At 26.0% G+C, this 26,355-nt stretch carries 25 protein-coding genes and 1 pseudogene; 7 read left to right on the top strand and 19 right to left on the bottom strand.

What is annotated here, in order from left to right:
- Positions 1-775 precede the first annotated feature (775 nt).
- Complete coding sequence (locus I2E83_RS16605) at positions 776-1,009, top strand: hypothetical protein (protein ID WP_195431143.1); 234 nt, start codon at positions 776-778, stop codon at positions 1,007-1,009.
- A 207-nt stretch (positions 1,010-1,216) separates the two neighbouring features.
- Here the strand turns inward: I2E83_RS16605 and I2E83_RS16600 are convergent, their stop codons facing one another.
- The 4 genes from I2E83_RS16600 to I2E83_RS16585 all read right to left on the bottom strand — a co-directional run bounded on the left by I2E83_RS16600 (position 1,217) and on the right by I2E83_RS16585 (position 4,795).
- Entirely contained in the window at positions 1,217-2,590 is a 1,374-nt protein-coding gene (locus I2E83_RS16600; RefSeq protein ID WP_195431141.1) for a hypothetical protein, read from the bottom strand.
- A 149-nt stretch (positions 2,591-2,739) separates the two neighbouring features.
- Positions 2,740-3,711, bottom strand: coding sequence for a Gfo/Idh/MocA family oxidoreductase (locus I2E83_RS16595; protein WP_195431138.1), 972 nt, complete (start codon positions 3,709-3,711; stop codon positions 2,740-2,742).
- 152 nt (positions 3,712-3,863) lie between these two features.
- Positions 3,864-4,583, bottom strand: a complete 720-nt coding sequence (locus tag I2E83_RS16590; protein WP_195431135.1) for an L-dopachrome tautomerase-related protein — start codon at positions 4,581-4,583, stop codon at positions 3,864-3,866.
- Between the two features lie 41 nt (positions 4,584-4,624).
- Positions 4,625-4,795 (bottom strand): hypothetical protein, encoded by a 171-nt coding sequence (locus tag I2E83_RS16585; RefSeq protein WP_207738524.1) that lies wholly within the window; start codon positions 4,793-4,795, stop codon positions 4,625-4,627.
- Positions 4,796-5,893: 1,098 nt separating this feature from the next.
- Between I2E83_RS16585 and I2E83_RS16580 the strand changes: the two genes are divergently transcribed.
- From I2E83_RS16580 to I2E83_RS16570, 3 genes and pseudogenes are all read left to right on the top strand, one after another.
- Positions 5,894-6,268, top strand: coding sequence for a helix-turn-helix transcriptional regulator (locus I2E83_RS16580; protein WP_195431129.1), 375 nt, complete (start codon positions 5,894-5,896; stop codon positions 6,266-6,268).
- Positions 6,269-6,884: 616 nt separating this feature from the next.
- Entirely contained in the window at positions 6,885-7,007 is a 123-nt protein-coding gene (locus I2E83_RS18265; protein ID WP_347708072.1) for a 4Fe-4S binding protein, read from the top strand.
- Positions 7,004-7,168, top strand: a pseudogene (locus I2E83_RS16570) (4Fe-4S binding protein); the annotation flags it as partial. The gene I2E83_RS18265 and the pseudogene I2E83_RS16570, both read left to right, overlap by 4 nt.
- A 114-nt stretch (positions 7,169-7,282) precedes the next feature.
- On the opposite strand, the gene tnpA reads toward I2E83_RS16570, so the two are convergent.
- The 10 genes from tnpA to I2E83_RS16520 form a co-directional block, all read right to left on the bottom strand.
- On the bottom strand, positions 7,283-7,765 hold the full coding sequence (gene tnpA / locus I2E83_RS16565; RefSeq protein WP_195431127.1) for an IS200/IS605 family transposase: 483 nt from the start codon (positions 7,763-7,765) through the stop codon (positions 7,283-7,285).
- Positions 7,766-7,958: 193 nt separating this feature from the next.
- Positions 7,959-9,434 (bottom strand): protein adenylyltransferase SelO, encoded by a 1,476-nt coding sequence (locus I2E83_RS16560; protein WP_195431124.1) that lies wholly within the window; start codon positions 9,432-9,434, stop codon positions 7,959-7,961.
- Between the two features lie 370 nt (positions 9,435-9,804).
- The gene (locus I2E83_RS16555; RefSeq protein WP_195431121.1) at positions 9,805-10,173 is read right to left on the bottom strand and encodes a DUF4180 domain-containing protein; all 369 of its coding nucleotides are present in this window, start codon (positions 10,171-10,173) and stop codon (positions 9,805-9,807) included.
- A gap of 11 nt (positions 10,174-10,184) precedes the next feature.
- A complete protein-coding gene (locus tag I2E83_RS16550) occupies positions 10,185-10,730 on the bottom strand; it encodes a helix-turn-helix transcriptional regulator (protein ID WP_195431118.1) in 546 nt (181 codons plus the stop codon).
- A 333-nt stretch (positions 10,731-11,063) separates the two neighbouring features.
- Complete coding sequence (locus tag I2E83_RS16545; RefSeq protein WP_195431115.1) at positions 11,064-13,001, bottom strand: KUP/HAK/KT family potassium transporter; 1,938 nt, start codon at positions 12,999-13,001, stop codon at positions 11,064-11,066.
- Positions 13,002-13,344: 343 nt separating this feature from the next.
- Positions 13,345-13,962 (bottom strand): nuclease-related domain-containing protein, encoded by a 618-nt coding sequence (locus I2E83_RS16540; protein WP_195431114.1) that lies wholly within the window; start codon positions 13,960-13,962, stop codon positions 13,345-13,347.
- Positions 13,963-14,113: 151 nt separating this feature from the next.
- On the bottom strand, positions 14,114-15,829 hold the full coding sequence (locus I2E83_RS16535; RefSeq protein ID WP_195431113.1) for a methyl-accepting chemotaxis protein: 1,716 nt from the start codon (positions 15,827-15,829) through the stop codon (positions 14,114-14,116).
- A gap of 461 nt (positions 15,830-16,290) precedes the next feature.
- Complete coding sequence (locus tag I2E83_RS16530; protein ID WP_195266293.1) at positions 16,291-16,500, bottom strand: alpha/beta-type small acid-soluble spore protein; 210 nt, start codon at positions 16,498-16,500, stop codon at positions 16,291-16,293.
- Between the two features lie 269 nt (positions 16,501-16,769).
- Positions 16,770-17,996 carry an amidohydrolase family protein gene (locus I2E83_RS16525; protein WP_195431112.1) on the bottom strand — a complete coding sequence of 409 codons (1,227 nt, stop codon included), beginning with the start codon at positions 17,994-17,996 and terminating at the stop codon, positions 16,770-16,772.
- Positions 17,997-18,004: 8 nt separating this feature from the next.
- Complete coding sequence (locus tag I2E83_RS16520) at positions 18,005-19,075, bottom strand: hypothetical protein (protein WP_195431111.1); 1,071 nt, start codon at positions 19,073-19,075, stop codon at positions 18,005-18,007.
- A 203-nt stretch (positions 19,076-19,278) separates the two neighbouring features.
- Between I2E83_RS16520 and I2E83_RS16515 the strand changes: the two genes are divergently transcribed.
- Positions 19,279-20,406, top strand: a complete 1,128-nt coding sequence (locus I2E83_RS16515; protein WP_195431110.1) for an ABC transporter permease — start codon at positions 19,279-19,281, stop codon at positions 20,404-20,406.
- A complete protein-coding gene (locus tag I2E83_RS16510; RefSeq protein WP_195431109.1) occupies positions 20,406-21,098 on the top strand; it encodes an ABC transporter ATP-binding protein in 693 nt (230 codons plus the stop codon). The genes I2E83_RS16515 and I2E83_RS16510 overlap by 1 nt, the downstream gene beginning before the upstream one ends.
- A gap of 119 nt (positions 21,099-21,217) precedes the next feature.
- On the opposite strand, the gene I2E83_RS16505 is transcribed toward I2E83_RS16510, so the two are convergent.
- The 5 genes from I2E83_RS16505 to I2E83_RS16485 all read right to left on the bottom strand — a co-directional run bounded on the left by I2E83_RS16505 (position 21,218) and on the right by I2E83_RS16485 (position 24,696).
- Positions 21,218-21,706: a CarD family transcriptional regulator gene (locus I2E83_RS16505; protein ID WP_195266275.1), complete on the bottom strand. Its 489-nt coding sequence runs from the start codon at positions 21,704-21,706 to the stop codon at positions 21,218-21,220.
- 485 nt (positions 21,707-22,191) lie between these two features.
- The gene (locus I2E83_RS16500) at positions 22,192-22,506 is read right to left on the bottom strand and encodes a hypothetical protein (RefSeq protein WP_195266273.1); all 315 of its coding nucleotides are present in this window, start codon (positions 22,504-22,506) and stop codon (positions 22,192-22,194) included.
- 21 nt (positions 22,507-22,527) lie between these two features.
- A complete protein-coding gene (locus I2E83_RS16495; protein ID WP_195266263.1) occupies positions 22,528-23,085 on the bottom strand; it encodes a hypothetical protein in 558 nt (185 codons plus the stop codon).
- Between the two features lie 65 nt (positions 23,086-23,150).
- Positions 23,151-23,552 carry a hypothetical protein gene (locus I2E83_RS16490; RefSeq protein WP_195266261.1) on the bottom strand — a complete coding sequence of 134 codons (402 nt, stop codon included), beginning with the start codon at positions 23,550-23,552 and terminating at the stop codon, positions 23,151-23,153.
- A gap of 244 nt (positions 23,553-23,796) precedes the next feature.
- The gene (locus I2E83_RS16485) at positions 23,797-24,696 is read right to left on the bottom strand and encodes a GNAT family N-acetyltransferase (protein WP_195431108.1); all 900 of its coding nucleotides are present in this window, start codon (positions 24,694-24,696) and stop codon (positions 23,797-23,799) included.
- A 144-nt stretch (positions 24,697-24,840) separates the two neighbouring features.
- On the opposite strand from I2E83_RS16485, the gene I2E83_RS16480 reads away from it, so the two are divergent.
- On the top strand, positions 24,841-25,881 hold the full coding sequence (locus I2E83_RS16480) for an acyltransferase (RefSeq protein WP_195431107.1): 1,041 nt from the start codon (positions 24,841-24,843) through the stop codon (positions 25,879-25,881).
- Positions 25,882-26,355: the final 474 nt, after the last annotated feature.

Here is a 26,355-nt window from a genome sequence, read left to right as displayed (position 1 = left end):
TCAATATCACTCCTTGTTATAATAGCAGGAATACAGCTAGCAGCACAGGGATAATAGAAGTACCGTATTATTCAAAATAATATGCAGTATTTTTAATGCGCAATTCAGAAAAAAGTAATCTAACTACATTAAGGCAGTCTAAATGGTGGGTACTCTTTCAAAACTATTAAATCTAATAATTTTGTTTTTTTGCGGCATTCTTATTATCATAATTAAAAAGTCAAACTATATCAATCATAAACAAATGTAGTTACTTTATTTATATATAAATTAACTCCATTTACTTCAAATAGCTTAATAATTTAAAATGCATAAATAGAATCTATTTTACTACTTATATTGCTACTAATATTATTTATTATAAACATTCTTTATTAGTTACTTTTTCATCTTTTATGTATATAGTCCTATTGCCAAATTGAGCTGATTTTAATGAGTGTATAACTTGTATAATTATCTTATTATTATCCTTATTTATGTTTGTAATAAATCCTTGGATTCTACTTCTAATCCACTTTTAAAATATAAATTATATATTAACTATTATATCTATAAATTTATATATACTGTTTGACTTCAAATTAAAAAATATAATATAATTTCCTTATTATATAGTTTTGTATAGTAAAAGTGAATCAATTAGTATCATTATTCTGTTTATATTTGATTTTAGAACAGTATTATGCATTATAATTACTATATGGTTTTATCTAAAATATTGAAAAGTTTATTTTACTAGGAAACTAAGTGTAATTTACAAATTGGAGGTAAAATTATGAATCAAGGACAAGAAAAATTTTTTGGTTTTATTTTAGAAAGAGTTCAAGAAAATAAAATTGAGGAAGCAAAAGCATTACTTGCTGAAAGCTTTAAGAAACAATCAGAAGGTACTTTTTCACATGAATATATTATGGAATTTATTCCTAAGATGATTGCTTTATTAAAGCCAGAAAAGGTTGAAGAAGTTAAAGCTATTATGCAACAATTTGCTCAAAATCTAAATCGCTAAATAAATCTAGAGCATTATAAATAGGCTATCTCTAAATAGAAATTCAGTTTGTCCTATTTTAAAATAAATCGATCATAGTAGTAAGTTAAAATAACTAAAAAATAGTAGTTTATTTTGTGTAAAGGCAAAATAAACTACTATTTTTTTGTATCAATAAGAAGAAAGAAAAGGACATTTAGGTAAGATAAATATGAAAGAATGGAATATTCATATTTTTCCCAATTCATCTATAAAAGCAGGTCTTTTTATATATAGTTCCTTTAGCTCTTTAATAATTTTATATGTATCATTGTCTCCAAATAAGTTTTTATACCTTTTAATTACTTTACATACCTTTTTATACTGTTTTCTATCACTAGCACTCTCTGATATTTTTCCTATTAGGAATTTATACATATCATTAACATCATCTCTATAATCTTTTATAAGTAACTCATCATATATTTCTATTCTTCTAACATCATCCTTAGCAAACTGTAATAATTCCTCTAAATCATTTTCATTAATTAACATTTCTGGATATATACTAAGACTTACTAATCCCTTATCTTTAAGTTCTTTCTTAAGCCCCAAATAATAATTATTCCATTCATTTATATATAGAGCTTTAAGTTCTTTATAATAATTAATATCTCCACTAATAAATAATTCTTTAGCTAATTCTTTTTGTTTATCAACTATATTAAGATTTTTATAAGCTTCATATCTGTACTGCTTCCACTTATAAACTAACCCCATATAGTCTTTATCATAAATTTCTCCTTCTTCTGCTAACTTTATTACCCTATCATATTCATTATTTTCAATACATTTACTTATAAGTAACTCTCTGAACCCTGAATACTTAATATTGTCTTCAATAAATTTATTTTCCTCTTTTTCTGTGCCATATGTACCTATTATCTGAAGTTTTATTCCTAATAAATTTTCTTTATTGTGATTTCCTATCCAATCATCAGCATAACTTTCTAACTTATTATCTAATTTATTTTCAAATTTAATTCTTAGCTTTTCATCATCACAAAAATAGATACAGTTACTGATTATATCTAATCTCCACTCTTCCCAACCGTCATAAATAGCCTTATCTGCTTCATTTAATAATTTATTAAAAATCTTTGTTTTATCTTTTTTAGAAAATTCTTCAGCATTAATACAGCATTCATCTAATAATAGTATAGCTTCCCTTACGACCTCTCCAATATCTCCATTTGAATCATCCATATACTGAGTAGATGATATCATTTTTACTATAACAGCTATTGACGTTTCTACAGCAACTAATGGCTTACCTGTATCAAAGTAATAGTTTCTCGCATTATTTAGTATTTGAAACACTTCATTTGCATACTTACCACATTCTCTCCAAGAAACAAATCTTCTACCACTACCATACTTTTTAGTGATATCTGATAAATACTTTTTATTTTTCTTTATTTCTTCATCCTCTTCTAATGTTACATATTTAAATAATATTTTTTCTTCTAATCCTTCATATTCATTAACTAAATCTTTAAGAATAGATATTAAATCTTCTTTATTTAAAGAATTTAATAGCTGATCTATTTTATTTATTTTCATTTTTATCTCCTTATATCTATATTACTTCCATTAAATTATATAAACATTGCGCTTCTTAGCATTAAATAGTACTATAAGGCTTATTAATCCATATAATATCACATTTTTTAAAAAATAATGAAAAACTAATAAAAATAAATCGAAATCATCTATTCAAATGGATAAACTAAACCTATTTTATTTCTTACTTCATCCATTACTTTAGCTAGCTCTAATGTAACATTATGAGATGCTATATTGCTTTCTAAAGACTTATTAGTAATACAATTATTTGCTTCTTCAATTTCATATTTATATCCAGCTTCTTCATATTCATCTATATACTTTTCAGAAGCATCTTCATTATATAAATATGCTTCTTTTGACATCCAGAAGCTTGGTATAACTATTTTCCCTTTTTCACCATATATAACTGCTGTATTATCTGTATCAGCTGCTATTGAACATGTTAAAGAAGCCAATGTTCCATCTTCATACTTTAAATTAATAATATCGCTTTCATCTACATTAGTTTTTGTAAATTCAGCACTTGCATTTATTTCTTTTGGAAAAGCATTTGCTATATAATTAGAAAATAAAATTGGATAAATACCAACATCTAATAGAGCTCCTCCAGCTAAATTAGGATTATATAACCTTGAATTTATATTATATTCACTTTTAAATCCAAAGTTTGCTGTAATTAATTTAACTTTTCCTATTTTATCTTCTTTAATCCATGATTTCGCTTTGTTTATTGCTGGTAAAAATAAAGTCCAAAGTGCTTCCATTATAAATACATTATTTTCTTTTGCAAGTTCTAAAACTTCTTGCCCAGTTTTAGAATTATATGAAAATGGCTTTTCACATAATATATGTTTTTTAGCACTAATACATTTCTTAGCATAATCCATATGGTAATTATGAGGTGTTGCTATATAAATCGCGTCTATGTTATCATCACTTAAAAAGTCATCTATATTAGTATAATACTTTTCTATATTATACTTTTTAGCAAATTCTTTTGTTTTATCCTCCTTTCTTCCATAAACAGAAGAAAGAATTCCTTCTTTAGTATTATTAACTTCTTTTGCAAAAGCATTCGCTATTGTGCCTGGTGCTATAATTCCCCATTTTATCATAAATTTATTACTCCTCTCTTTTATTACTATAATTATATAAGACTTCATCTAATAATATCAAATAAAAAATGGATATATAAGTCTATTTATTTAGTCACTTCACTAAATATTACCATGAACTTATATATTCCATCTAAAAATGAAAATTTCTCTTATTTTGTTTGTGCAGGTAATTCATCTATTTTAATTCTAAACAAGCTATAAGGCTTTTCTCTTAAGTCTTTACCATAGTGATAATTAGCTTGTCTATTTAATTGATTTGCAGTGAAATATAAATATTTATCAGGACCTATAGAAAATGTATCTGGCCATAAAATTCTTGGATCATGTGCTATAGTTTTCATTGTACCATCTGGTAAAATACTCCTGATACTATTGTTTTCATAGTCACCTGCATAGACTATTCCTTTTTCATCAGGGATTAATCCATCAGAAGCACCCTTTTCCCCTAGATCTTTAACATAAGATGATACTACTTTATCTGCAATTGCTCTATTTCTTAAAAGTTCTGTTTCAATAGAATATAAATTTCTACTTGATAACGGACAATAATATAGAATTTTTCCATTAGGAGATATAGCTATCCCATCAACTGAAAAATTAATTGGTTCACTTGTACCATCCTCTTTCCTTTTAAGTAATACTTCTCCTTCAACTTTAGGAATAAAATTTAGATCAGGAGATGTTGATTTATCACCATTTAATCGTCTAAATGCTTCACCACTCTTTAAATCAAGCACAATAATTGCTCCTTGTCCATTTGTTGAAGAATCAGTTATATATGCATATCCCTCTTCTCCAACACGATAATCTATACGTACATCATTTAAATATGTTGTTGGTAAGACAACGTCATCAGAATATGTAACCATTATAATATTGTGTGTTTCATCGGTAAATAGGGGATTTAAAGCTATTCGATTAATTCTTGGATTGTATCAATTCTAAGCATTAACCCGAATTTAGATTCATTAAGATTCAGTATAAATAAATAAGGTTGGCAAGTTTTTAAATTTGCATAGTTAATATTTTCAGAGGTCATATTAAAAATATCACCTGTTGATTGCTCTACTGCATTAATCATAATATATTGTTCGTTTGATTTATTTGTTTTAATTTCTTTCTTTAAGATAATCATAGTAATTTTAATTTTCGTGTCATTTCCCCTTTTTGTGTTAAAATTTTAAGTTTAAGTTTTGAATTAATCGACTAAGCTTATCTGAAACTATTTCAAATATGATTCAAAACGTTAAAAATTGGTTTGATAAATTGCGTCAAATATCTTTGATAATCCATATTTGGATTTTCAGAAATTATTGTTTCTATATCCCTTAAAATATGAAAATGTTTCTTTCCAGTTTCTTTTTCTATTTGTCTTGAACTAACAACGGGAATTGTTTTCTATAAACATATTTTCATGAGATTTCCCCCGTTTTAATGAACAAGATTTATTAACATAAAGTCCATCTTCTGTTAAAAAAGTTGCACTCGTATTATTTGTACGAGCGGTAATAGATTCTTCTTTGACTTAATACACAGATTGTGTGTATTCCTCCAAGGTGTAAGCCTTGTTTACTACCTTTATCCACCACTATTATTATTTGTAATAGTCATCTTTTCTTCTTTATCATTGGTTTTCTTGATTTCCTTGTTTATCTATATATTTAGCGATAGAAGAAAATCTCTCACCCCCTAAACCTATTTTAATGTTTCTAAAGTCGGAATTAACGATATTTGAATTTGTAAGTTTGTTTTTTTGGGGTGGCAAGATTATTGACATCTGAATTTGCAAGTTTAATTTTCTAAAGTGACTATCTGTCACATCTGAATTTGTGTATTTAATTATATCTTGGTTGTTCCAAAACTCTAGTAAATCACTATATATATATCTTATTATTATTAATATTATTATTAGTTGTCCCCGGGATACATTCCAGGTTGTCCCTACAGGTCAAACTTAGATTGTCCTTAGAAGACAAACTTACTTTGTTAGGTAGGTCAATATATATATTCTTTATAGTGTTCATATTTTAATTTTTGAACTTCTATAAACTTCTTTTCTTTGGGTTACTAAATTTTTAGTAAGGCATTTATCACTTAACACATAAAATTCACATATATTATACAAATGTTAGTTACTAAAGTACCGTTTTAGTAGTTTTGCCTAAAGGGAGGTCATATTATGAAGGGTGAATTATTAAGGAATTTAAGAAAAGAAAGAAAGTTAACACAATTAGAACTAGCTAAGCATCTAGGTGTTACAAGGTCATTAATTGGTATGGTAGAAACGGATAAGCAAGAAGGCGGTAGAGAATTTGCCAAAAAGGTTGCTGACTTTTTTAACGTGTCAATGGATTATTTAGAAGGATTAACTACAGAAAGACATGAAATTTTGGTTAAAAAGCAAGTTCTATTAACCGATTTTCTATGGTTTTTAGTGGAAAGTAAAGTTATCAAAGACGAAAATAATATTGATGAAGATACACAAGAATTAATTATGAATATGGTTAAAAGAGAAATTTCTAAAATCAGAAAGGAGAATGATTGCATATTATAGAGGTGTTTACCTCTTTTTTTTCTTTTTTTACCTTCGTAGATAGCTAGTAATAAATTGGCTTTTGGGTCTGCTTGTTTTAACTTTTTGTTTTCTTCTTCTAGTTTTTCGATATATTCAACTGTTTTGTATCTAACTAAAGCACTCTCACTGTTAAGCATTTGTAACATTCCGTTTTTATTAAGTGAGTAACAATGTCTTAATTCACCTTTTTTATCTTCATAGTTAACGGGCTTAAAATTTAGCTCGTTGCCTAAACCTAGTGATTTCAACACTTCTAAAGTTGGACTTTAATGTGATATCTATCGCAATATTTTTCATTATTAGTGACATCCATTACTGGCATTTTGAATCGTTATATTTAGATATTCGAATATTGTTAAACCATTGATATAAGTGATCTAGACCAGTTACTATTGGTTGGATTGATTGAGTTAAATTACTTTAATTATCAAAGTATATTTATGTAAAGTAACTATTTAAATATATAATATTTGAGAATTTATATTTTTAGTGGGAGATCATAATGATTAAACAAATTATAAGGAAAAAGGCATATGTAGAATAAGCCTACTGTGTAGCCTGTGGCTTATATGAAAAACACTGTCCTTTAGGCACAATTTCAGTTTATAAAGGAATTTATGCACAAGTTGACTTTAATAAATGTGTTGGTTGTTCTAAATGTGCTAAAGTGTGTCCTGCATCAATTATTGAAATTAAGGTGGAAGTAAATAAAATATGAAAATTAAAAAGAATACTAAAAAAGATTGGTACGATTACCTGTGGATTGCTACAGTTGTATATTTAACTCTTGGATTATTTAATATTTTATTTGCTTGGCTAGGGCTAATATGTTTTTTGCTTCCTCTTATAATAAGCTTAACTAAAAAGAATAAGGCTTACTTTATAATCATGACCACCCGTAAAACGGGTGGTTTGCACTGCGCCGGCTGTGCTACTCGCACACTGAACAGTTTGCCAACCGCATTATTTTCACAGGCTACCCATTAAATGGGTCTACTTCTTGCCTTTTTCTACTTGCTCACCCGTAAACGGGTCGATGTACTCTTTAAGGCTTAGTTGCTCATATGCTATATCTTCCTGTATCTGGTTTCTTATATACTCTTCAATAACTTTTTTATTGCGACCTACTGTATCAACATAATATCCTGTACACCAAAACTTTCTATTTCCATACTTATATTTTAAATTAGCATATTTATCAAAAATAAGTATGGAACTCTTTTCCTTTAAATATCCCATAAATTGAGATACGCTTAATTTTGGTGGAATACTTACTAGCATATGAATATGATCTTTACACGCATTCGCTTCGATTATTTCTACACCTTTTTGCTCACATAACTTTCTTAAAATTTTCCCTATATCTGCTTTTATCTTTCCATAAATTATTTGTCTTCTATATTTGGGTGCAAATACTATATGATATTTACAATTCCATCTGCTATGTGCTAAACTGTTATTGTTCAATTTGAACATACCTCCTTTGGTATTATAGCTTGGTTGGCAAACCCATACTATTATTTCCAAATGAGGTATTTTTTTATTCACTCATAGCTAGAAGCTTTTTGGAACCACAGGTCGAACCTGTGGTATTCTAAATACAATAAAAAGGATTTTTTATAAATATATTTATAAAAAATCCTCAGATTTAATAAAACTTATAATTTCTTTAAGTTCCACAAAATGTTCTGTATGGACTATTTGAAGGTTCTGGTAATGTTGAATACTCATCTTGATCTTTAGAATATGCAAATGGTTTTGAAAGTGCATCTAAAAGTCTATCCATAACTCCATAATCGTCATTTTTTACTGCAGCATCTAATGCTTCTTCTACTCTATGATTACGTGGTATTATATAAGGATTAGAACTTTGCATAAGTTGTTTAGCAGATTCCTTTGTTTCTGATTGCCTTGTTAATCTTTCTTGCCACAATTCATTCCATTTACTAAACTCAGAGGTTTCAAACATTACAATACCATCTTTTTTATCTAGAGTTAATGCACTAAATGTATTTGTATAGTCTGCACCATATTTATGCATCATACTTAAAAGATTTTCAATTAGTGATTTATCTTCATCTTCTTCATTAAATATTCCAAGCTTTGATCTCATTCCAGATAACCAATTTTGCTCATATATATTAGCAAATTCTGAAATTGCGTTTTGTGCTAAGTCAACTGCTTCATCTTGATCAGTATGAAGTAGTGGTATTAATGTTTCTGCAAATCTTGCAAGATTCCAAGCTGCAAGCTTAGGTTGATTTCCATAAGCATATCTTCCTTGAATATCTATTGAACTAAAAACTGTTTCTTTGTCATAAACATCCATAAATGCACAAGGTCCGTAATCAATAGTTTCTCCACTAATTGTCATATTATCTGTATTCATAACTCCATGAATGAATCCTACTAATTGCCATTTTGCTATTAGCTCTGCTTGTTTTTTTACTACTTCTTTTAAGAAGGCTAAATATTTATTTTCTTCATTATCAATATAAGGATAATGCCTATTTATAGTATAATCAGCTAATTCCTTAAGCTCATGAATATTCCCAAACCTCGCTGCAAATTGAAAAGTGCCTACACGTATATGACTTGCTGCAACACGTGTTAATATTGCACCAGGTAAGTAATCTTCACGTATTATTTTTTCACCAGTAGTAACTACAGCCAAACTACGAGTTGTAGGAATTCCAAGTGCAGCCATTGCTTCACTTATAATGTATTCTCTTAGCATTGGTCCTAAAGCAGCTTTTCCATCTCCACCTCTTGAATATGGAGTTTTACCAGAACCTTTAAGTTGAATATCTACACGCTCTCCAATAGGAGTTATATGCTCTCCAATTAATGTTGCTCTACCATCTCCAAGCATTGTAAAATGTCCAAATTGATGTCCTGCATATGCTTGTGCAAATGGTGTAGACCCTTCAGGAATCTTATTGCCAGCAAGAACTTCAACTCCACCTTTGCTTTGTAAAAACTTAGAATCTAATCCTAAAGAATTTATTAATGAATAGTTTAATGCAACTAACTTAGGTGATGGAACAGTACTTGGTTCTTGTATAGTATAAAATATATTTGAAAGCTTTAAATAACTATTATCAAAATTGAATTTTGTATCTTTTATCATTTCTTTTTCTAACATATTCTCTCCTTTCTATTTTTATAAATGCTTTAACTGACTAATATTAGGGATCACTGTAATACTAGTCGGTTACTCTTTTTTTAATAGAATATAAAATTATTAAATATTTAATTGTATTTAGTTTTTACCTCTAATTAGTTATTATACTGGTTACATTTAACCAAACTTCTTATATATTTTTAAATTATGTTTACTTAATAAATTCATATTTTTTTACCAATAAAATAATTAACTCTATCAAATTTGAATAAATTATATTATTTAATAATTATTGTTGATATTATGATTATATCATAAAAATGAATGCTTATACTTATCTTTATCGTAAAAAAAAGGCTATGGAGATAAACAAAAAATCTCCATAACCTGTTTATTTTGTATTAGATAACTTACCTATTGCTTCTTCTTGAGTAGAAGTAAAATATATACAATTTCCTTTATTACTTTCATAAATAAAATCTCTTAATGCTTTACTTGTATATATTGAGAAATCTCCCCAAACTGCAAATTTAGTTCGGTAATTGCTAAAACGTTGTAAAATATCACCTGCAATCCCGGTACTTAGTTTAAAAAAATCTTCTATAATAGCTTCTTTATTAATAGCAAATCTATCGCACCCAGTTTCATATGATATTGTAGCCATTAGATCTAATGCCGATTGTACATCAGTTAATACTAAATCTTTACTTTCTACAATAGCAATTTCTATTCCATTATTATTAATTTTTGTAATTTTCATTTTAATTCTCCTTATTTAAAATTATTTAATAAACCTTTACGTACTTTCTCAATCCAATTTAATTCATTTTCATAAGACATAATCATATTTTCATAAAGCATTTTCCAAATAAAATATTCTTGATTAGTTCTATCTTTAAAATGCTTTTCTCTTCTTTGCTCCTCTTTATACATAGATATATATTCTTTAACTTCTAATTCATACTTTGATAATAATGTTTCAACTTCATTTAACTCTAAACGCCCTGACCATGCTAGTTGTATCAAAAATTGCTTTTTGAATTCAGGTACTTCTACATTAGTATTGATAATCCAATTTTCTAATTCTTTTACTCCTAATTCTGTAATGGAATATATTTTTTTAGAAGGGGCACCCTCTTGATGTTTAACTTCATTTACTACTAAGTCCTTTTCTAACAATTTAACTAGCGATTTATATATTTGATTATTATTACCTGACCAGTAGAAAAATGGTGACTCTTGAATGATTTTTTTAATATCATAGCCAGTCAATGGCTGCCAGCTTAGCATTCCTAAAATTGCATAATCTATTGTCATTAATATTTCTCCTTTAACCTATGTTATTATTAACATAGGTATACAGTATCATATTAATAAGTTATTAGCAATATATAAATTAATATTTTTACTATATAAATAAGTAATAAGTTTTATAATATATATTTAAAGTCAATTATATAAAAAGAACTAATATTTCACTCAGTCTTTTATAAATATTCACCATTAATAACCGGTAAAGCTTTTCCAGTACATATTTAAAAAGCACATCAATTCGAAGACGAGCATTTCTCATACATTTTATAAATTCAATATAAACTATTAAAGTATAAAAAATAAGATAGACCTATTAAAAGCCTATCTTAATAATCTTTAATTTATTCTTGTCAAACTCACTTTATCTTTACAACCTATTATAATTGGAACTTTCTCTATTTTAACAATGCTAGTATCTATTCCAAACCATTTAGCTGGTGAAACAGTTATTCTTTTAATTAATAATTTTGTACTAGTAATAAAGTTATCCCATCTAGAAAGCTCATTTTCGTTAGAAAGCACTTCTTCTAATAATACAAATTTAAAATCTCCAACTACAAACTTTCCATTTTGACTAATCATATAATCCTTCGGAGTATATTTAATTTCACCACACTTAACTAAATCCTGAATTATTTGATGTAAAAACACATTTACCTTTTGATCTATACGGAAACCAAGATTAAATTGAATACTAAATGCTTCATTTGGTACAATCGTATTTACACTATATTCAGTAGTATATGGTTCATCTGTCACTTTTACATTCACAAACCAGTAGAATTTCGCACGTTTAGGTTGCTTATTAAATATAGAAAATATTATCTTGCTTTCTATTTCTTTATAATTTTGTGACTCAGTTAAATAAACAAGATTAGTCGCATATAAAGGTATTTCCTTATCCTCTTGTAATGACTTAAAATGTTCTTTATAATCTGTTATATCAACATATTGACTAAATCTTTTTCTTATTCTTGTACCATAAATCCAAATATACATTAAGAATATAAGTGCTCCTGAAATTATGATAGTAACATACCCACCATGTATAAATTTAAATAAATTAGCATATAAAAATGCACTTTCTATAACCATGAAAATTGCAAATACTATTACAGACATAACTTTTTTCTTTTTATTAAATTTTAAGTATTGAGATAATAAAACAGTAGTCATAAGCATTGTTATAGTAATTGCCAGTCCATATGCAGCTTCCATATTTTCTGATTTTTGAAATTTTAAAACTAATAATACACAACCAACATATAATAAATAGTTAACAGCTGGTATATAAATTTTCCCCTTATCATCATTAGGATATCTAACTTGAAGTTTTGGGAACATATTTAATTTAATAGCCTCAGAAACTAATGTAAATGAACCTGTTATTAAGGCTTGGCTAGCAATTATTGCTGCAATAGTAGCTATTATAGTTCCTGGTACAATAAACCAACTTGGCATAATTAAAAAGAATGGATTTTCCTTAATTACACTACCTTCTCTTAACATTAACCATGCACCTTGACCTAAATAATTTACTACTAAACATATTTTTACAAATACCCATGTGTAGTGTATATTTTTCTTTCCACAATGTCCAAGGTCAGAATAAAGTGCTTCCGCACCAGTTGTACAAAGAAAAACAGCTCCTAAAATATAAACACTTCTAGGATTTGTTATTAACAAATTAATTCCATAATAAGGGTTTATGGCTTTTATTATTTGAGGATATTGCATTACTTGACTTAATCCTAAAGCAAAAAGCATAAAAAACCATATAACCATCATTGGTCCAAATAATTTTCCTATCACATCAGTTCCAAATCTTTGAAGTAAAAATAATATCGTTAATATACTTATTACAATTATAATTATTCCTTTAGTTTCTATTGAGAAAACTAAGTTTAATCCCTCTATTGCTGATGTTACTGTTACTGGTGGTGTAATCATACCATCTGCAAGCAATGTTGCTCCACCTATAACTGCAGGTATAATTAGCCACTTAGCTTTTTTCCTAACAAGAGTATATAAAGAAAATATACCTCCCTCACCCTTATTATCAGCTTCTAAAGTTATCAGCACATATTTTATTGTTGTTTGAAGCGTTAAAGTCCAAAAAACAAGGGATACTCCTCCCAAAATAAGCTGACTTGATATGTACCCATTGTCCACTCCTAGCATTGATTTCATAACATAGAGAGGTGATGTACCTATATCTCCATATACAATTCCTAATGCTATTAAAAGAGACGCTATGCTAACTTTCTTTTTCATTTTCTTACTTTTTCCTTCCTATGTTAACAAATTAAAAATCTAACCTACTCATTATAATCCTGACTTCTTTTAATGTCCATGTCACTTATATTATATATTTAGGCGTTATTTTTAAATATAGTTATATGTATTTATATAAATCTCTATTCATTATTAGAATTCTTTAAAATACTCAAAAATACTTTAAAATACTCAAAAATAAAAATCAGGAATAGATATACTAATAATATCTTCCTGATTTTAATAATATAAATTTTCTTAATATTTCTCTGTATTTTACATTTCAGCTTAATACAAATTAATTATAAAAATAATTTAAATTTATAATTAGATAAAAGCATTTTTATGATATATTTCTTGTAATCCTTTTAACATGTTTCTTTCTTGCTCTATTACTATGCACGTTACCCTTCTTTATTGAATTATAAATGCAATCAATTTCTTCCTTTGAGAGCCTTATATTTGAAGGATATTTCCTAATAAACTTCTTTAGTTTTTTTAGTTGAATTACAGGGGTCTCTGTTTTTACTTTTTTCAATTTTGATTTGTTTGTAAAAACTATTACTGATATAAATACTCCTTTTCTACCTATATATTCTTCTAAAGCTTTTATATGTCCATAATTTTGTCTAATGGGATTATAAAATTGATTTTTATTTCTATTTATAATTTGAATCCAATATTTTGAATATTGCTCTCCGTATATTGAACCACTATAATCCTTTGTTTCTATTACAAATATTCCTTTTTTACCTATTAAGATATGATCTATTTGACTCGAACCTTTTTCTCTTTTTATTAATATATCACTCAATAGTTTGTATCCTGATAATTTACTTAGAACTTGATTTACTTCTTTTTCTCCTAAGTTTAATTCCCTTTTTGATTTAATCTTTTTAACTACAATTGCAGCTATGACTAATACTAATAAAATTGTTGTAATTATCCTTTGTGTATTCATCTTTTTCTCCTAATTTTTGCTTTTGTATTGTATATAATAAATATTTTTGCTATATTATAGCAACTTTATAAATCTATTTCAAATAAAAATGGAAAGACATATTAAAAAGCTAGACAATCTTAATTTGTCTAGCTCCTTATAACCTTTACCCCTAAATTTTAAATTTTAATATCATTTCATTAAGCTTTTGTGCAAGCTCAGCTTGACTTTGAGCTGTTAGAGCAACTTGCTCTATAGCTCTTGTAGTTTCATCCATGCTTTCTTTTATTATAACTGAATCTTCACTTGACTTTTGTGAAGATTCTGCCATGTTTTGTACTGCTTCACTAACTTGACCGATTGTAGCTGTAATTTCTTCTGACATAGATGCAATTTCATCAGACATTTTACTTACGAAATCTGAATCATTATAGTATTGATTTCCTGTTTCTTTATAAGCTTCAAATTGTTCATTTACATTTTTATTTATAAATTCTAATATTTCATTACCTGTTTCATTACTACTCTTAAAGGCAGCTTGAACATTTTTAATTGTTTCTTGAATTGTCATTGCTGATTCCTTTGATTCTTCTGCAAGTTTTCTTACTTCTTCAGCTACAACTGCAAATCCTTTACCTTGTTCCCCTGCTCTAGCTGCTTCAATAGCTGCATTTAAAGCTAGTAAATTTGTTTGTCCTGCTATGCTTTCTATTGTATCAGCCATTACTTTTATAGTTTCTACTATTTTCCCATCTTCAATTGCTTTTATCATTTTGTTTTGTTTTTCATCATATATTTTTATTGTGTCTTTAATTGCATTTTCACTGTTAGTTTTAACTGTTAATGCTCTTTCTTTTGACTTGATTGCATTATTACTTCCATCCATGGCAGTAGTAGATAGTACATTTATACTTGCATCTACCTCTTGAACGGAAGCACTTATTTCTTCAGATGCAGCACTTGATTCTTCCATTCCTGCCGCAATATTATTAACTGCTTCATCAATAATTTCTACTTTTGATAATAACTCTTCCACAGTTGCTGAAAGTTCCTCTGATGAAGCACTTATATCTTCTGAGTTTTCCATAATCATTTTTATTAAGTTATTTACATTTTCCTGTGCAGTATTTAGGGCTATTCCAGTTTGTCCAAACTCGTCTTTTCTAGTTATGCTGATAGGCATAGAAAAATCATAACTAGCTAATCTATCAGCTAAATTTCTTATTTTATCTAATGGATTTATAATATTTTTAATTAATATATAAGACATAAAGCTAATAATAACATACCCTATTAAAGTAAAAATTAAAACTATATAGAAATATTTATTAAATTCTTGTATATTTTTTAAATTACTGTTTTTAGCTAAATTTTCATTTATTTCAATTGCTTTCATTAACTTGTTAAACATAGAGTCTATGATTTGTACTATCTCTGAATTATGAAGAGCTGATGCTTCATCATATTTGTTTTCTTTTAATAATTCTATGACTTCAGACTTCAATTCTCTATATTTAAATAAATCACTCTTAAAATCTAAGAATACATCTTTTGCTTCCTCTATTGAATCAAGAGATTCAAACTCTTCAATTAATTCTTCATTTTCATAAACTATATTACTAATTATTTTTAATCTTTCTTCTAACTTAGTTTCATCTTTTTCATAGATCACCTTCACTATATTAATATAATCATAATTTAAGTTTGATTTTAAACCTTGTAAATCCTTTATTGATATTAAATTAGTGCTATACATACTATTTGCATTTTTATTTATTGACCAAGAGCTAAATAATCCAATTCCTCCAATTAACAGCATTAAGATACTTATTGGTAAAAATATTGATATAAGTTTATTTTTTACTTTTAAATTTATAAAAAACTTCATTTTATTTTATCCTTTCTTTTTTTCATTTGATTATTATTATTTTCGTTATCTATATTTTCGTATGGTTTTTTAAAAATTTAAAAGTATTACTATGAAAATTTAAAATTTATCATAAATCCATAATTTCATTATATTTTATAACAATATTTATTTTTTAATCCTTTACTTTTTAAATATCAATAATATTATTCAAATAACTATTGTTAATACTTTCATATTATTTAGTATATCTTATTCTATTGATTTAGATAATTTTGTACACTTTTATTTTTTTGTTTTTTTAATTATCATTTACGAGTATATTATTTAAGATTATATTGCCAAAATTTAATTTACTATTAATATTAAAATATGCAATAGTAAAATGTTTTTAAATATATTTCCACACAAAAATAATAAAAGGATTAATGATGAAAATTCATTAATCCTTTTATTATTTTTGTATTAAATTAAACAGTTAATTATTTAATTTGGTTTTCGTATTGTTCTACCATTCTCTTAACCATTTCTCCGCCAACACTTCCGTTTTGTCTTGAAGTAAGATTTCCTTTGTCTGCACTTTCATAGTTGCTTAATCCAACTTCTGATGCAACTTCATTTTTTAATCTGTTTAACCCTGCTTTTGCTTCTGGTACTAAATTTCTGTTACTTCCATTATTATTTGATGCCATATCTTACATCTCCTTTATATATTATTTTTGTTGACACTATTATATTAACCAGTTGGCTAATTAATAATCTATAAAAATAATAGTAATTTTAGTATAAATATCTTTAATTGGATAAGTTTGTACTAGGTACTTTTTATCATCAAAAATTTCTTTATGATTTATTATATAGATAAATAAAAAATCAGCATATACACTAAAGCTTAACTATATGCTGATTTAAAAACTTTAAATTAATTTTAATTTATAAATTTTTTCATTATTTATTATTGTTATTGTCCTTCCTTATCTATTACACACTTTCCTTCATAAAATACTTTAATAATGTCGTTAGTATCTGTAATTTCTAATCCTGGTACTCCTTTGCTTGCAATAAAGTTCGCTTTCATTCCAACTTTTAATGATCCTATTTTTTCTTCTAATCCTAATACTTTGGCTCCATTTAATGTGATTAATGATAAAATTTCATTTTCATCTAATCCCGCATCTTTCAACTTAAGCATACCTTGGTTTGATATTTTCATTAATACTTCTGGTCCTTTTGGGCTATCATCTTCAAAGTTTAACCATGGCAGGTTTATATCTGGAGGTAGATATGAATCTGTTGCTATTGCTATAATTATTCCCTCTTTAACTAATGCTTCAATTTCTTCTGGTGAATTTGGTTTTAAGTGTGTCCCACCTAATGGTGTTACAACAATTATTATATTTTCTTCTTTTGCTTTTTTAATTAATTCATTTGTTATTCCATGTCCATGATGTATAATATCTATTTTAGCTTCTATGGCCATTTTTATTCCTTCTTCTCCAGCAACATGGCATCCTATCTTCTTTCCTTTATTATGAAACATTTTTGATATTTTATTTAATTCTTCTTGTGTATAAATTATTTCTCCTGCCTTTGGAACTAATTCTTCTTTTAAATTAGCAGGAGTGGCATTTATAAATACATTTTCTCCTGGATATTCACTTTCATCAATTATCTTTTCTAATATTTCTTCATTTATAAGTGTGCTTTTATCAACTGAACTTTTTCCTGTAACAGATGTTAAATTGACTAAATTTTCAAAGCCTATTGTTATGCTATTAGTTGAAAATACTATATCTAAAGGCAAAGTTTTTGCTTTTTCTTTGATTTTATCTAAATTCATTTCATACATTGATGATCCACAAACTTGTTCACCAAAAGCTGTTACTCCAGACATTAAGCCATTTAAAATTAAAGCATCTTGTGCAATTTCATAAGTTTTTTCTGTTACTGGATAAACTGTTGATGGTGCATATTCAAATAAATGAGTATGGCAATCTATAAGTGATGGCGTAATTACTAAATCCTTAAAATCTATAATTTCTAAATCTTTATACTTCGATTTGATATCATCGTAATTTCCTATATCAATTATTATTCCATCACTTACTACAATAGCACCATTATATAAAGTCTTAATATCACTTACTGTGATTATTTTGCTTGATTTAACAATATATTTATTATCCATATAAACCTCTAAACAATTAATGGTGTTAAAAGTAATCCAATTATTATGCAACTTGCAAATTTAATTACTGTACCTAATAGAGCTGCTAATAATGCTTCTCTTTCATTTAAATCTGAATTTTCTTTCCAAGTTACAGGTATTTGTCCAAATAAAACTGATAACGGTAAACCTGAATTTGCAAGTACAAACCCACCAACTACAAGTGCAGGTGCAATATTACTCATTTCATTTAACTGAGCCATTGCTAGAGTTGGGCTAGCTAATACAGATACAATACCTGTTGCTGGCTCTATACTTAACCATTGAAGAACTGTTGTCATTCCACTTTGTATAACTTTCCAAATTCCGAAGAAATCTAAAATACCAATTATAGTAAATACTGCCGCCACTGCTGGAATAATCACTAAAAATAAAAGATATGCTCCTTCTTTTGCAGAACTAAAAATAGTATCTAGCAGCTTAGTTTCTGGTGTAAACCTAGGTAATTCTTCTAACTCTACTGCCTTAGTATCTTTATATACTGTTTTAGATAAAATAATTGGAACTAATACTATAGGTAAAAAAATACTAACTAGTACTAAAGGCAATGCTGATATGCCAAACTTAGTTAATACAACTATACCAAGAACCAGTGTTGCAAATGACTGAGGTGATTGTATCATTGTAGCTATAGCAATTTTTTGCTCTGCCTTTGTAGTTTTTGCCTTTTTCAAAACTGGCCCAGCTATTGCCCCTGCTGCATTTATATCACCTAAGACATTATATACACTAGGTATAATAACAGATGGATTTATTTTAAATACTTTCATTATAGGAATAAAAATTCTAATTAATGCATCTGTAAAGCCTAATCTTTCTAAAATTCTGCCTACTATTACACTAATTATAATAGCTACACCAACCTCACTTAATAGAAATACATCAACTACTATAGGGAATACTTGATTTGTAATGCTGTCAAACAATCCAGATATAGATTCTGGGGATACTAAAAGTGTTATGAATGAAACAATAACTAAAACTAAGCCTACTATTTCAATTCCTCTCCACTTTCTCCTTGAATTTTTGTCTAATTCCATTTATATTCTCCTAATATTTCTGTATAATACATAGTATTGCGATACAATGGAAAAGTTTACAAAATGGTAAATTTCTGGACCCAAGGGTTTCTCCTTAAAAATTATTAATTAAGATTGATTTTTTCGTGAACATAGTTCATAATTAATTCATGTTTCTAATATACACTTTAATAAATATTAATCAAAAGAAGGAGAATTAAATTATGTTTTTAGCACTAAAAGAACTAAAGCACAATAAGGCAAGATTTGGTTTAATAATCGGAATCTTAACTCTTATTATATTTCTAGTACTATTTTTATCAGGTATTTCAAAAGGGTTATCTGCAGCTACTGGATCTTTAATTGAAAATTCTAAAGCAAATTATTATATTCTAGATGATTCTGCAGATAAATTAATTACTCGTTCAGTTATTGAGAATGATGAGCTAAAGGAATTAAATAACCTTAATGGATTAATAGATTTAAATGAAAATACTACTCCTATTAATTTATATACAAGTAATTTCACTATGGATTCCTTAGATAAAAAAATCAATTTAGTTTACTTAGCTATTGATCCATCAGCATTTCTTATGCCTGAAGTTATTGAGGGAAATAACTTAAATAATGATAGAGAAATAGTTTTAAACAACTCATTCAAAGAAGATGGTATAGAAATTGGAGATAAAATCAAAGATACATCTTCTAATTTAGAATTAACTGTAGTAGGATTTACTAAAAATCAAATGTATGCACATATTTCTGTAGGGGTAATATCTTTAGATACATATAAGGAAATAATGACTTCTGCTACTGGTAGAGATTATAATAATTTTCAAGCATTAGCAATTAATATGGACAAGTCTTCAGAAAATCTAGATTTACTTACTAACCTTGTTAATGATAATTTAGATAAAAAAGTTTTATTAACTAAAAGTGAAATAATTTCAAATGTACCAGGACATTCACAAGAACAAGCTACTATTATTATGATGTTAGTATTCTTACTTATAATATCTTCATTTATAGTTGGCGTATTCTTCTATATAACAACTATGCAAAAGCTACCTGAATTTGGAGTTTTAAAAGCATTAGGCGCCAAAATGTCAACTTTAGCAGTATCTTTAACATCTCAAGTATTTATACTTTCAGTAATAAGCATGATTATAGGAAATATATTAACATTTTCTTTAGCCAGTGTATTACCAGCAAGTATGCCTTTTGTATTAAGTTATAAAGATGGAGCTTTAGTTTCACTATTATTTATAGCAATAGCACTATTAAGTAGTCTATTTTCTATAAGAAAAGTAAGAAAGGTAGATGCTATATCTGCAATAGGAGGTAATTATTAATGAGAAAATACGCACTTCAATTAAAGAATATAACTAAGACATATATAGATGGAGATAGTGAAAATACCGTTTTAAATAATGTTTCAATTAATGTTAAACCTGGTGAATTTGTTGCTATTGTTGGACCTTCAGGTTCTGGTAAAAGTACATTTTTATCTATAGCTGGAGCATTACTTACAGCAAGTAATGGCGAAATAATAATTGGAGATACAAATCTAAGTTCAAAAGATAAAAATGATTTAGCAGATATAAGAAGAAATCAAATAGGCTTTGTATTTCAATCTCATCAATTAATACCTTATTTAACAGTTATTGATCAGCTAAAATTAATACCAAAGCTTTCTAAAAATAAAGACATAAAAGAAGTTAATGACTATGCTAATAAGCTTTTAAAAGATTTTGGACTAGAACATAGGCTTAATCACTATCCTTCCAAATTATCAGGTGGTGAAAAACAAAGAGTTGCAATAGCAAGAGCATTAATGAATCATCCTGATATAATTTTAGCAGATGAGCCAACAGCAAGTCTTGATGGCAATCGTGGTCGTGAAGTTGTTACTATGATTAAAGATGAGATAAAAAAATATAATAAAGCTGCTTTAATGGTAACACATGATGAGCGTATCCTTGATTTAGTAGATACAATATATAGAATTGAAAATGGAAATATTACTTTAGAAAAGAAAATTTAACTTTAAAATGGCTGCTAATACAAAAAGAACAGTAGTTAGTTTTGTTTTTACACAAAACTAACTACTGTCCTATTTAGAAAATTCACTTATGTAATTTATAATAATGATTATAAGATATTTTAAATATTATTTTTAATATAATCTTGTACTTCATCTACATTAATGTCTAACACTATTGCCATTTCTTGATATAGCTGTTTTCTAGCACTAATCATAATATCTTCATCTGTTTTATTAAGTTTTTTACCTAATGAATTCTTTTCATTTTTTTCTAATCTTATTGAATTTATTACCTTTATAAGTTCTTCCGCATTTCCTCTTTTTATTATAGCCTTATACTCTTCAATTCTTTTTCTTGAATCTTCTATTTCAACAGTTTCATTTTTTGCAATTTCTTTTATTAAATTCGTAATTTCAGCTTTTGTCATAAGCTCTCTCATTAATATCTTTTTATTGTTTACAGGAATTTTAATAGTCATCTTATCATTATAAACTGGAGATAAAATATAATATTCTAACTCTTCATTTCTTAAAGTTACCTGTTCTATATCTGTAACCTTGCAAACTCCATTTGAACCATATACAACATAATCATTTATTTTAAACATAAAATTACCTCCCTATGTGTTTTATTTATAATGAAAAAAAGCAGCTCCTACAGCTAAAAACTTTTAGGAACTACCTGTTGTATACTTATTATACCACAAATGTGCTAAAATTTCTTCAAATCTTTCTAATAATATGAATATTTAAGTATTTTCTTATAATAACTCATTGAATTTTCTATTTCTAATAGAAAATTATATAAATTTAATATAATTATTCATTACACAGTTCACTTAAGTAAGTAATCATCTTAATATTAGAATTTTCAATTTCTTTATAATAATAAGTTCTACTTTATGTTAGTAATGAATATTTTAATCTATGCTTTACTCAACCTCTTTAAGATAATTATAAAATTTAATAATTATAAATACATGTTTAAACTAACTTATAGACTAATATATTTAAGGCATCTATAAGTAATAAAATATTTAATTAAAGTAAAAAAATAATAATTATATAACGTTATGACTTGAGGTTTGATACATTACTTTTCTGATTTTTTATAATATATGAATGTAGTTACTGCATTTAAACTTATAGTAACTACAAGTAAAACTGCTGATACGAATACTAATGCATCAGTTATATCCATAAGAGCAGACCAATCATTGATTTGAACCAAATGATTGTTATAAATAATCTGTAGAAATAAAGAAATTGCACAAGAACTAATACTAATAATTGAAAGAATAATCCAGCTCCTATTTTCATGTTTTTTAAATTGCATAAGGTTAATAATTGGAAGTATCCAAGCAATTAAACCAAGCAATAGACTTGTAGGATTAAGTAAAGTAATCATAGTAACATACTCCTTTTTAATTTAATCAAGATCTATAAATTCAACCTTCCATATTCCTAAACTTCCAAAATCATATTCTAATTTAATAGTATTATTATCTACCCATGTGATTTTATATTGATTATTTGAAAAAGGTCTAAACCCATCGTCAGTAGAAATACCTTCATTTAAAGATTTAATAAATATTCCAAATTTTCTTTCATAAAAGTTACTATATCCTGATAAAAGAAATTCTTTTTCTTCTACTACTAAAGTATTATTTTTATTTGGTGATTTAAATGTAAAATACTTGGTTTCACTATAAAAAAGCATATAAAATAAAATGCTTGATAAAATAAAAATTATAGCAAACATACTATAAGCACCCTTTATCCATTTATGCTTTTTAAAATCAAAAAGTATTATCAAGTATATTAATCCTAAAATCAATATATAACTAAAAAAACTAGGGCTAACTTTGTAGATAAGTATCTTGTATCCTAATGGTCTAAGAATAAAATTTATTATTAAAAATAATATAAGAAATCCTAGCCATAATTTCTTTATACGTGATTTTAACTTAATATTAAATTTTTCCATATCCCTCACTCCATTTTTTATAAGTATAATTTAGTTTTTAGCCCGTATAGTTTGTACTTTATAAATTATTTATAATCTATAAAGTTAAATTCCCATATCCCATCTTCATTTTTTTCTACTGAAACTTTATATACTTTTTCTTTGTTAGTAAAATCAACATTAAATTTTTGACTATAAAATGTGTTGTTATTTTTATCATTAACAGATAAAGAAAATTCATTACTATTCATAAGAAACTTCATATTATCACCTGATTTTATTGAACTATTATCTGCGTATGCTGCTCCCCCTGAAGAATTCCTCTCTTTATATCCAAAACTATTTATTCCTTCTTTACTATTATTAATAACAATTAAATTATATCCTCTTGACTTACTCCTGCCTTGGAAACTTGTACATCCTATAAAAAGAGTACTTTCCAATAATATTAAAATTGAAATTATCAAACTTATCGATTTCTTTTTCATAGCACTACCTTTCACCTTATATACTTATATGATAATTTATTGATTATAGTAAGTCAATAATATTTTATCGTTTTTCAATAAAATATTATTATTAAAAGATATTACACGCATTAAAACATTTATTATTTAAGGTTAAAAGATTATAAAAAAAGTTCTTAAAGATGCTTTTAGCTTTCTTTAAGAACTTTTCATTTTACAATTACAAAAATCATATTTAACATATTAATATTGTATTTATTTAGATTTAAATTTTTACCTCATAATAATTCATTATTGATTTTTCTTTAAATCCGCAAGATTTATATAAATGTAATGCATTATTATTTTTTATCTCTACATCCAAGGCAACTTTATTTATTCCATCATGCTTTAAAATATTTAAAACTTGCATCAAAGTTGCTCTTCCATATCCTTTATTCCTAAATTCAGGAATTATTCCAAACCCACTAATAAATGCTGAATCGAATTCCTTACTTACTTTTATTTTACCAATTACTTCATCATCTGCTTTAATTAGATAAGTAATAATGTTATTTTTTTCTTCATCTTCTGGTAATATCATTTCATTACAGGCTTCTCCAAAGAAAACTTCATTTAAATTATCTATTTGATCTATATCCTTATTTTTTGCATTACTTAAAAAAATGTTTTTATTGTTTTCATATACAATCCAATTAATGCACTCCATTCTACACTCTGAAAATGAATAGCTAGATTTATTTATATTCTTTATAAATTTCATTGCAGAATTTGATTTATCATCACTAAGTAGCAATATTTTATCAAACTCTCTTCTTTTACATTCTTCTATAGCCATATCTGTTAACTTAGTAAAAATCCCTCTTCTTCTAAAATCAGGATGAACAATCCCATTAATTTCAGCAATATTTCCACCAAAGCATGAAATTCCTAAATATCCAACTAACTTATCATTGATGTAATATAAAAACTCATTTATATCATTTGACTCTTTTTTATAGTCTTTATTAATTTGTGTTCTATATTCTAATTCCAGTTTTAAATTTACTTTATCTTCATTTATACAAATATCTTCTAACTCTTTTATCTTCTTATTTTCTTTATCATTTATATATTTTTTTAAAACAATATACTGATTCAACACATCATTATTTACATTCATCATTTATTTTATACACCTCTCCTTGTTCAATGACCGTAATAAAGACTGTTAACTTATCACGGTATTAAGTTTATTTTATTTGAATATTATTATTGAGCATGATATATTATATAGTATTAAAGTATATTTTTTGGGGATGAATATTTTATGCAAAAAGAAAACACTATTAAAGAAATTGAATATATTAAAGGAATAGCTATTATATTAGTTTTTATAGGACATGCTGCTACTCCTTCATTCTTAAAAAGACCTTATACTTATGAATTTTTAGTTCAATTAATTTATTCTATGCATATGCCATTATTTTTTCTAGTGTCGGGATTTTTATCACTTAAAATTTTAGATATGGATTTAAAGAAAGACTACTTTAGTTTCATAAAAAATAAATTTTATAGACTTGGTATTCCGTTTTTAACTTTGTCCATTGCAACCAACCTAATGATTATTGTTTTTAAAATAATACTTAACCAGCCTAATTCTAGTAAAGATTTAATAAATATGATTAAAACAATATTCTTATATCCTGAAAACGGAATCATGGGAGCTCTTTGGTTTTTATATACTTTATTTATAATTAGTATAATCTCACCAATTATTGTTAAATTACCTATGCGATTTATTCTTACATTAGGAGTACTAATAAACATTTTTTTTCCTAAAGAAATTTATTTTCTATCCCTTAATAGAGTTACTTTCTTTTTAGTATATTTTCTTATAGGACTTTATTTTAGAAAATATTGTTTTGCTAATAAAGATATATTTCATAATAAAATTTCTAATTACAAAAAAATTTTTCTATTTATGATTTCTATAGCATGTGTATTTTTCTATTCATATTTAATTACTAATCAAATATTTATAACAAAGTATCTTTTGAACACTTTGAATTTTCTTTGTGGATTATCTGGTATGATATTGGTGCTTATCGTAATAGAAGGATTAAAAAATTCAAGTATGTGTAATATACTATCATTTTTAGGAAGATATTCTATAGATATATATATTTTTTCATGGTTTTTCCAAATAGCATCAATGATTTTAATAACATACATATTAAAAATATCTAACTATAGCATATTTTTAATAAGTAATTTATTTATTGGTTCTTTTTGTCTACCATTTGCTCTTTATATAATTAGGAAATTTAAGATTCTTAAATTTCTATTTTTAGGAGAATTCTCAAAATAGCCTGTCATAGATTAGAATCTATAAATATATAATTAGGAATTTATATTACTATCAGCTAATAATAGTATATTATGAAATATGATTAAATAAATATTAAGGATTAGACCTAGTTTATACTCTCTAGTCCTTTTATTTTTCATATATATTATTCAAAATATATAATTTCTACCATTTTCCCATAATAAGTGTATTATAATAACTACCATCTTTATGAACACGATCATTTACTAGATATATTAAATTTTCACCTCAAATTATTCTATCAGTAATGACCATAAGCTACCTCCGATTATATTTTTAAATATAAGTAATTTAATCAATTGCATCTTTAAAGTTTTGATTTATTGTACTTTCATATAAATTATAAAATATCGTACCTTCATTATGAAAATACGATACTTTCTGTCATTGATTTTCTTATTGCCTTTTATCTTTTATAATCTTATATATTTCATTAGTTATTTCTAAATTATA

Source organism: Clostridium sp. D46t1_190503_E9 (assembly GCF_015555225.1).
In the GTDB taxonomy this organism is placed as follows: Bacteria; Bacillota; Clostridia; order Clostridiales; family Clostridiaceae; genus Clostridium.
The sequence above is the reverse complement of the archived record's forward strand: the minus strand, read 5'-3'. Positions and strand labels throughout refer to the sequence as shown.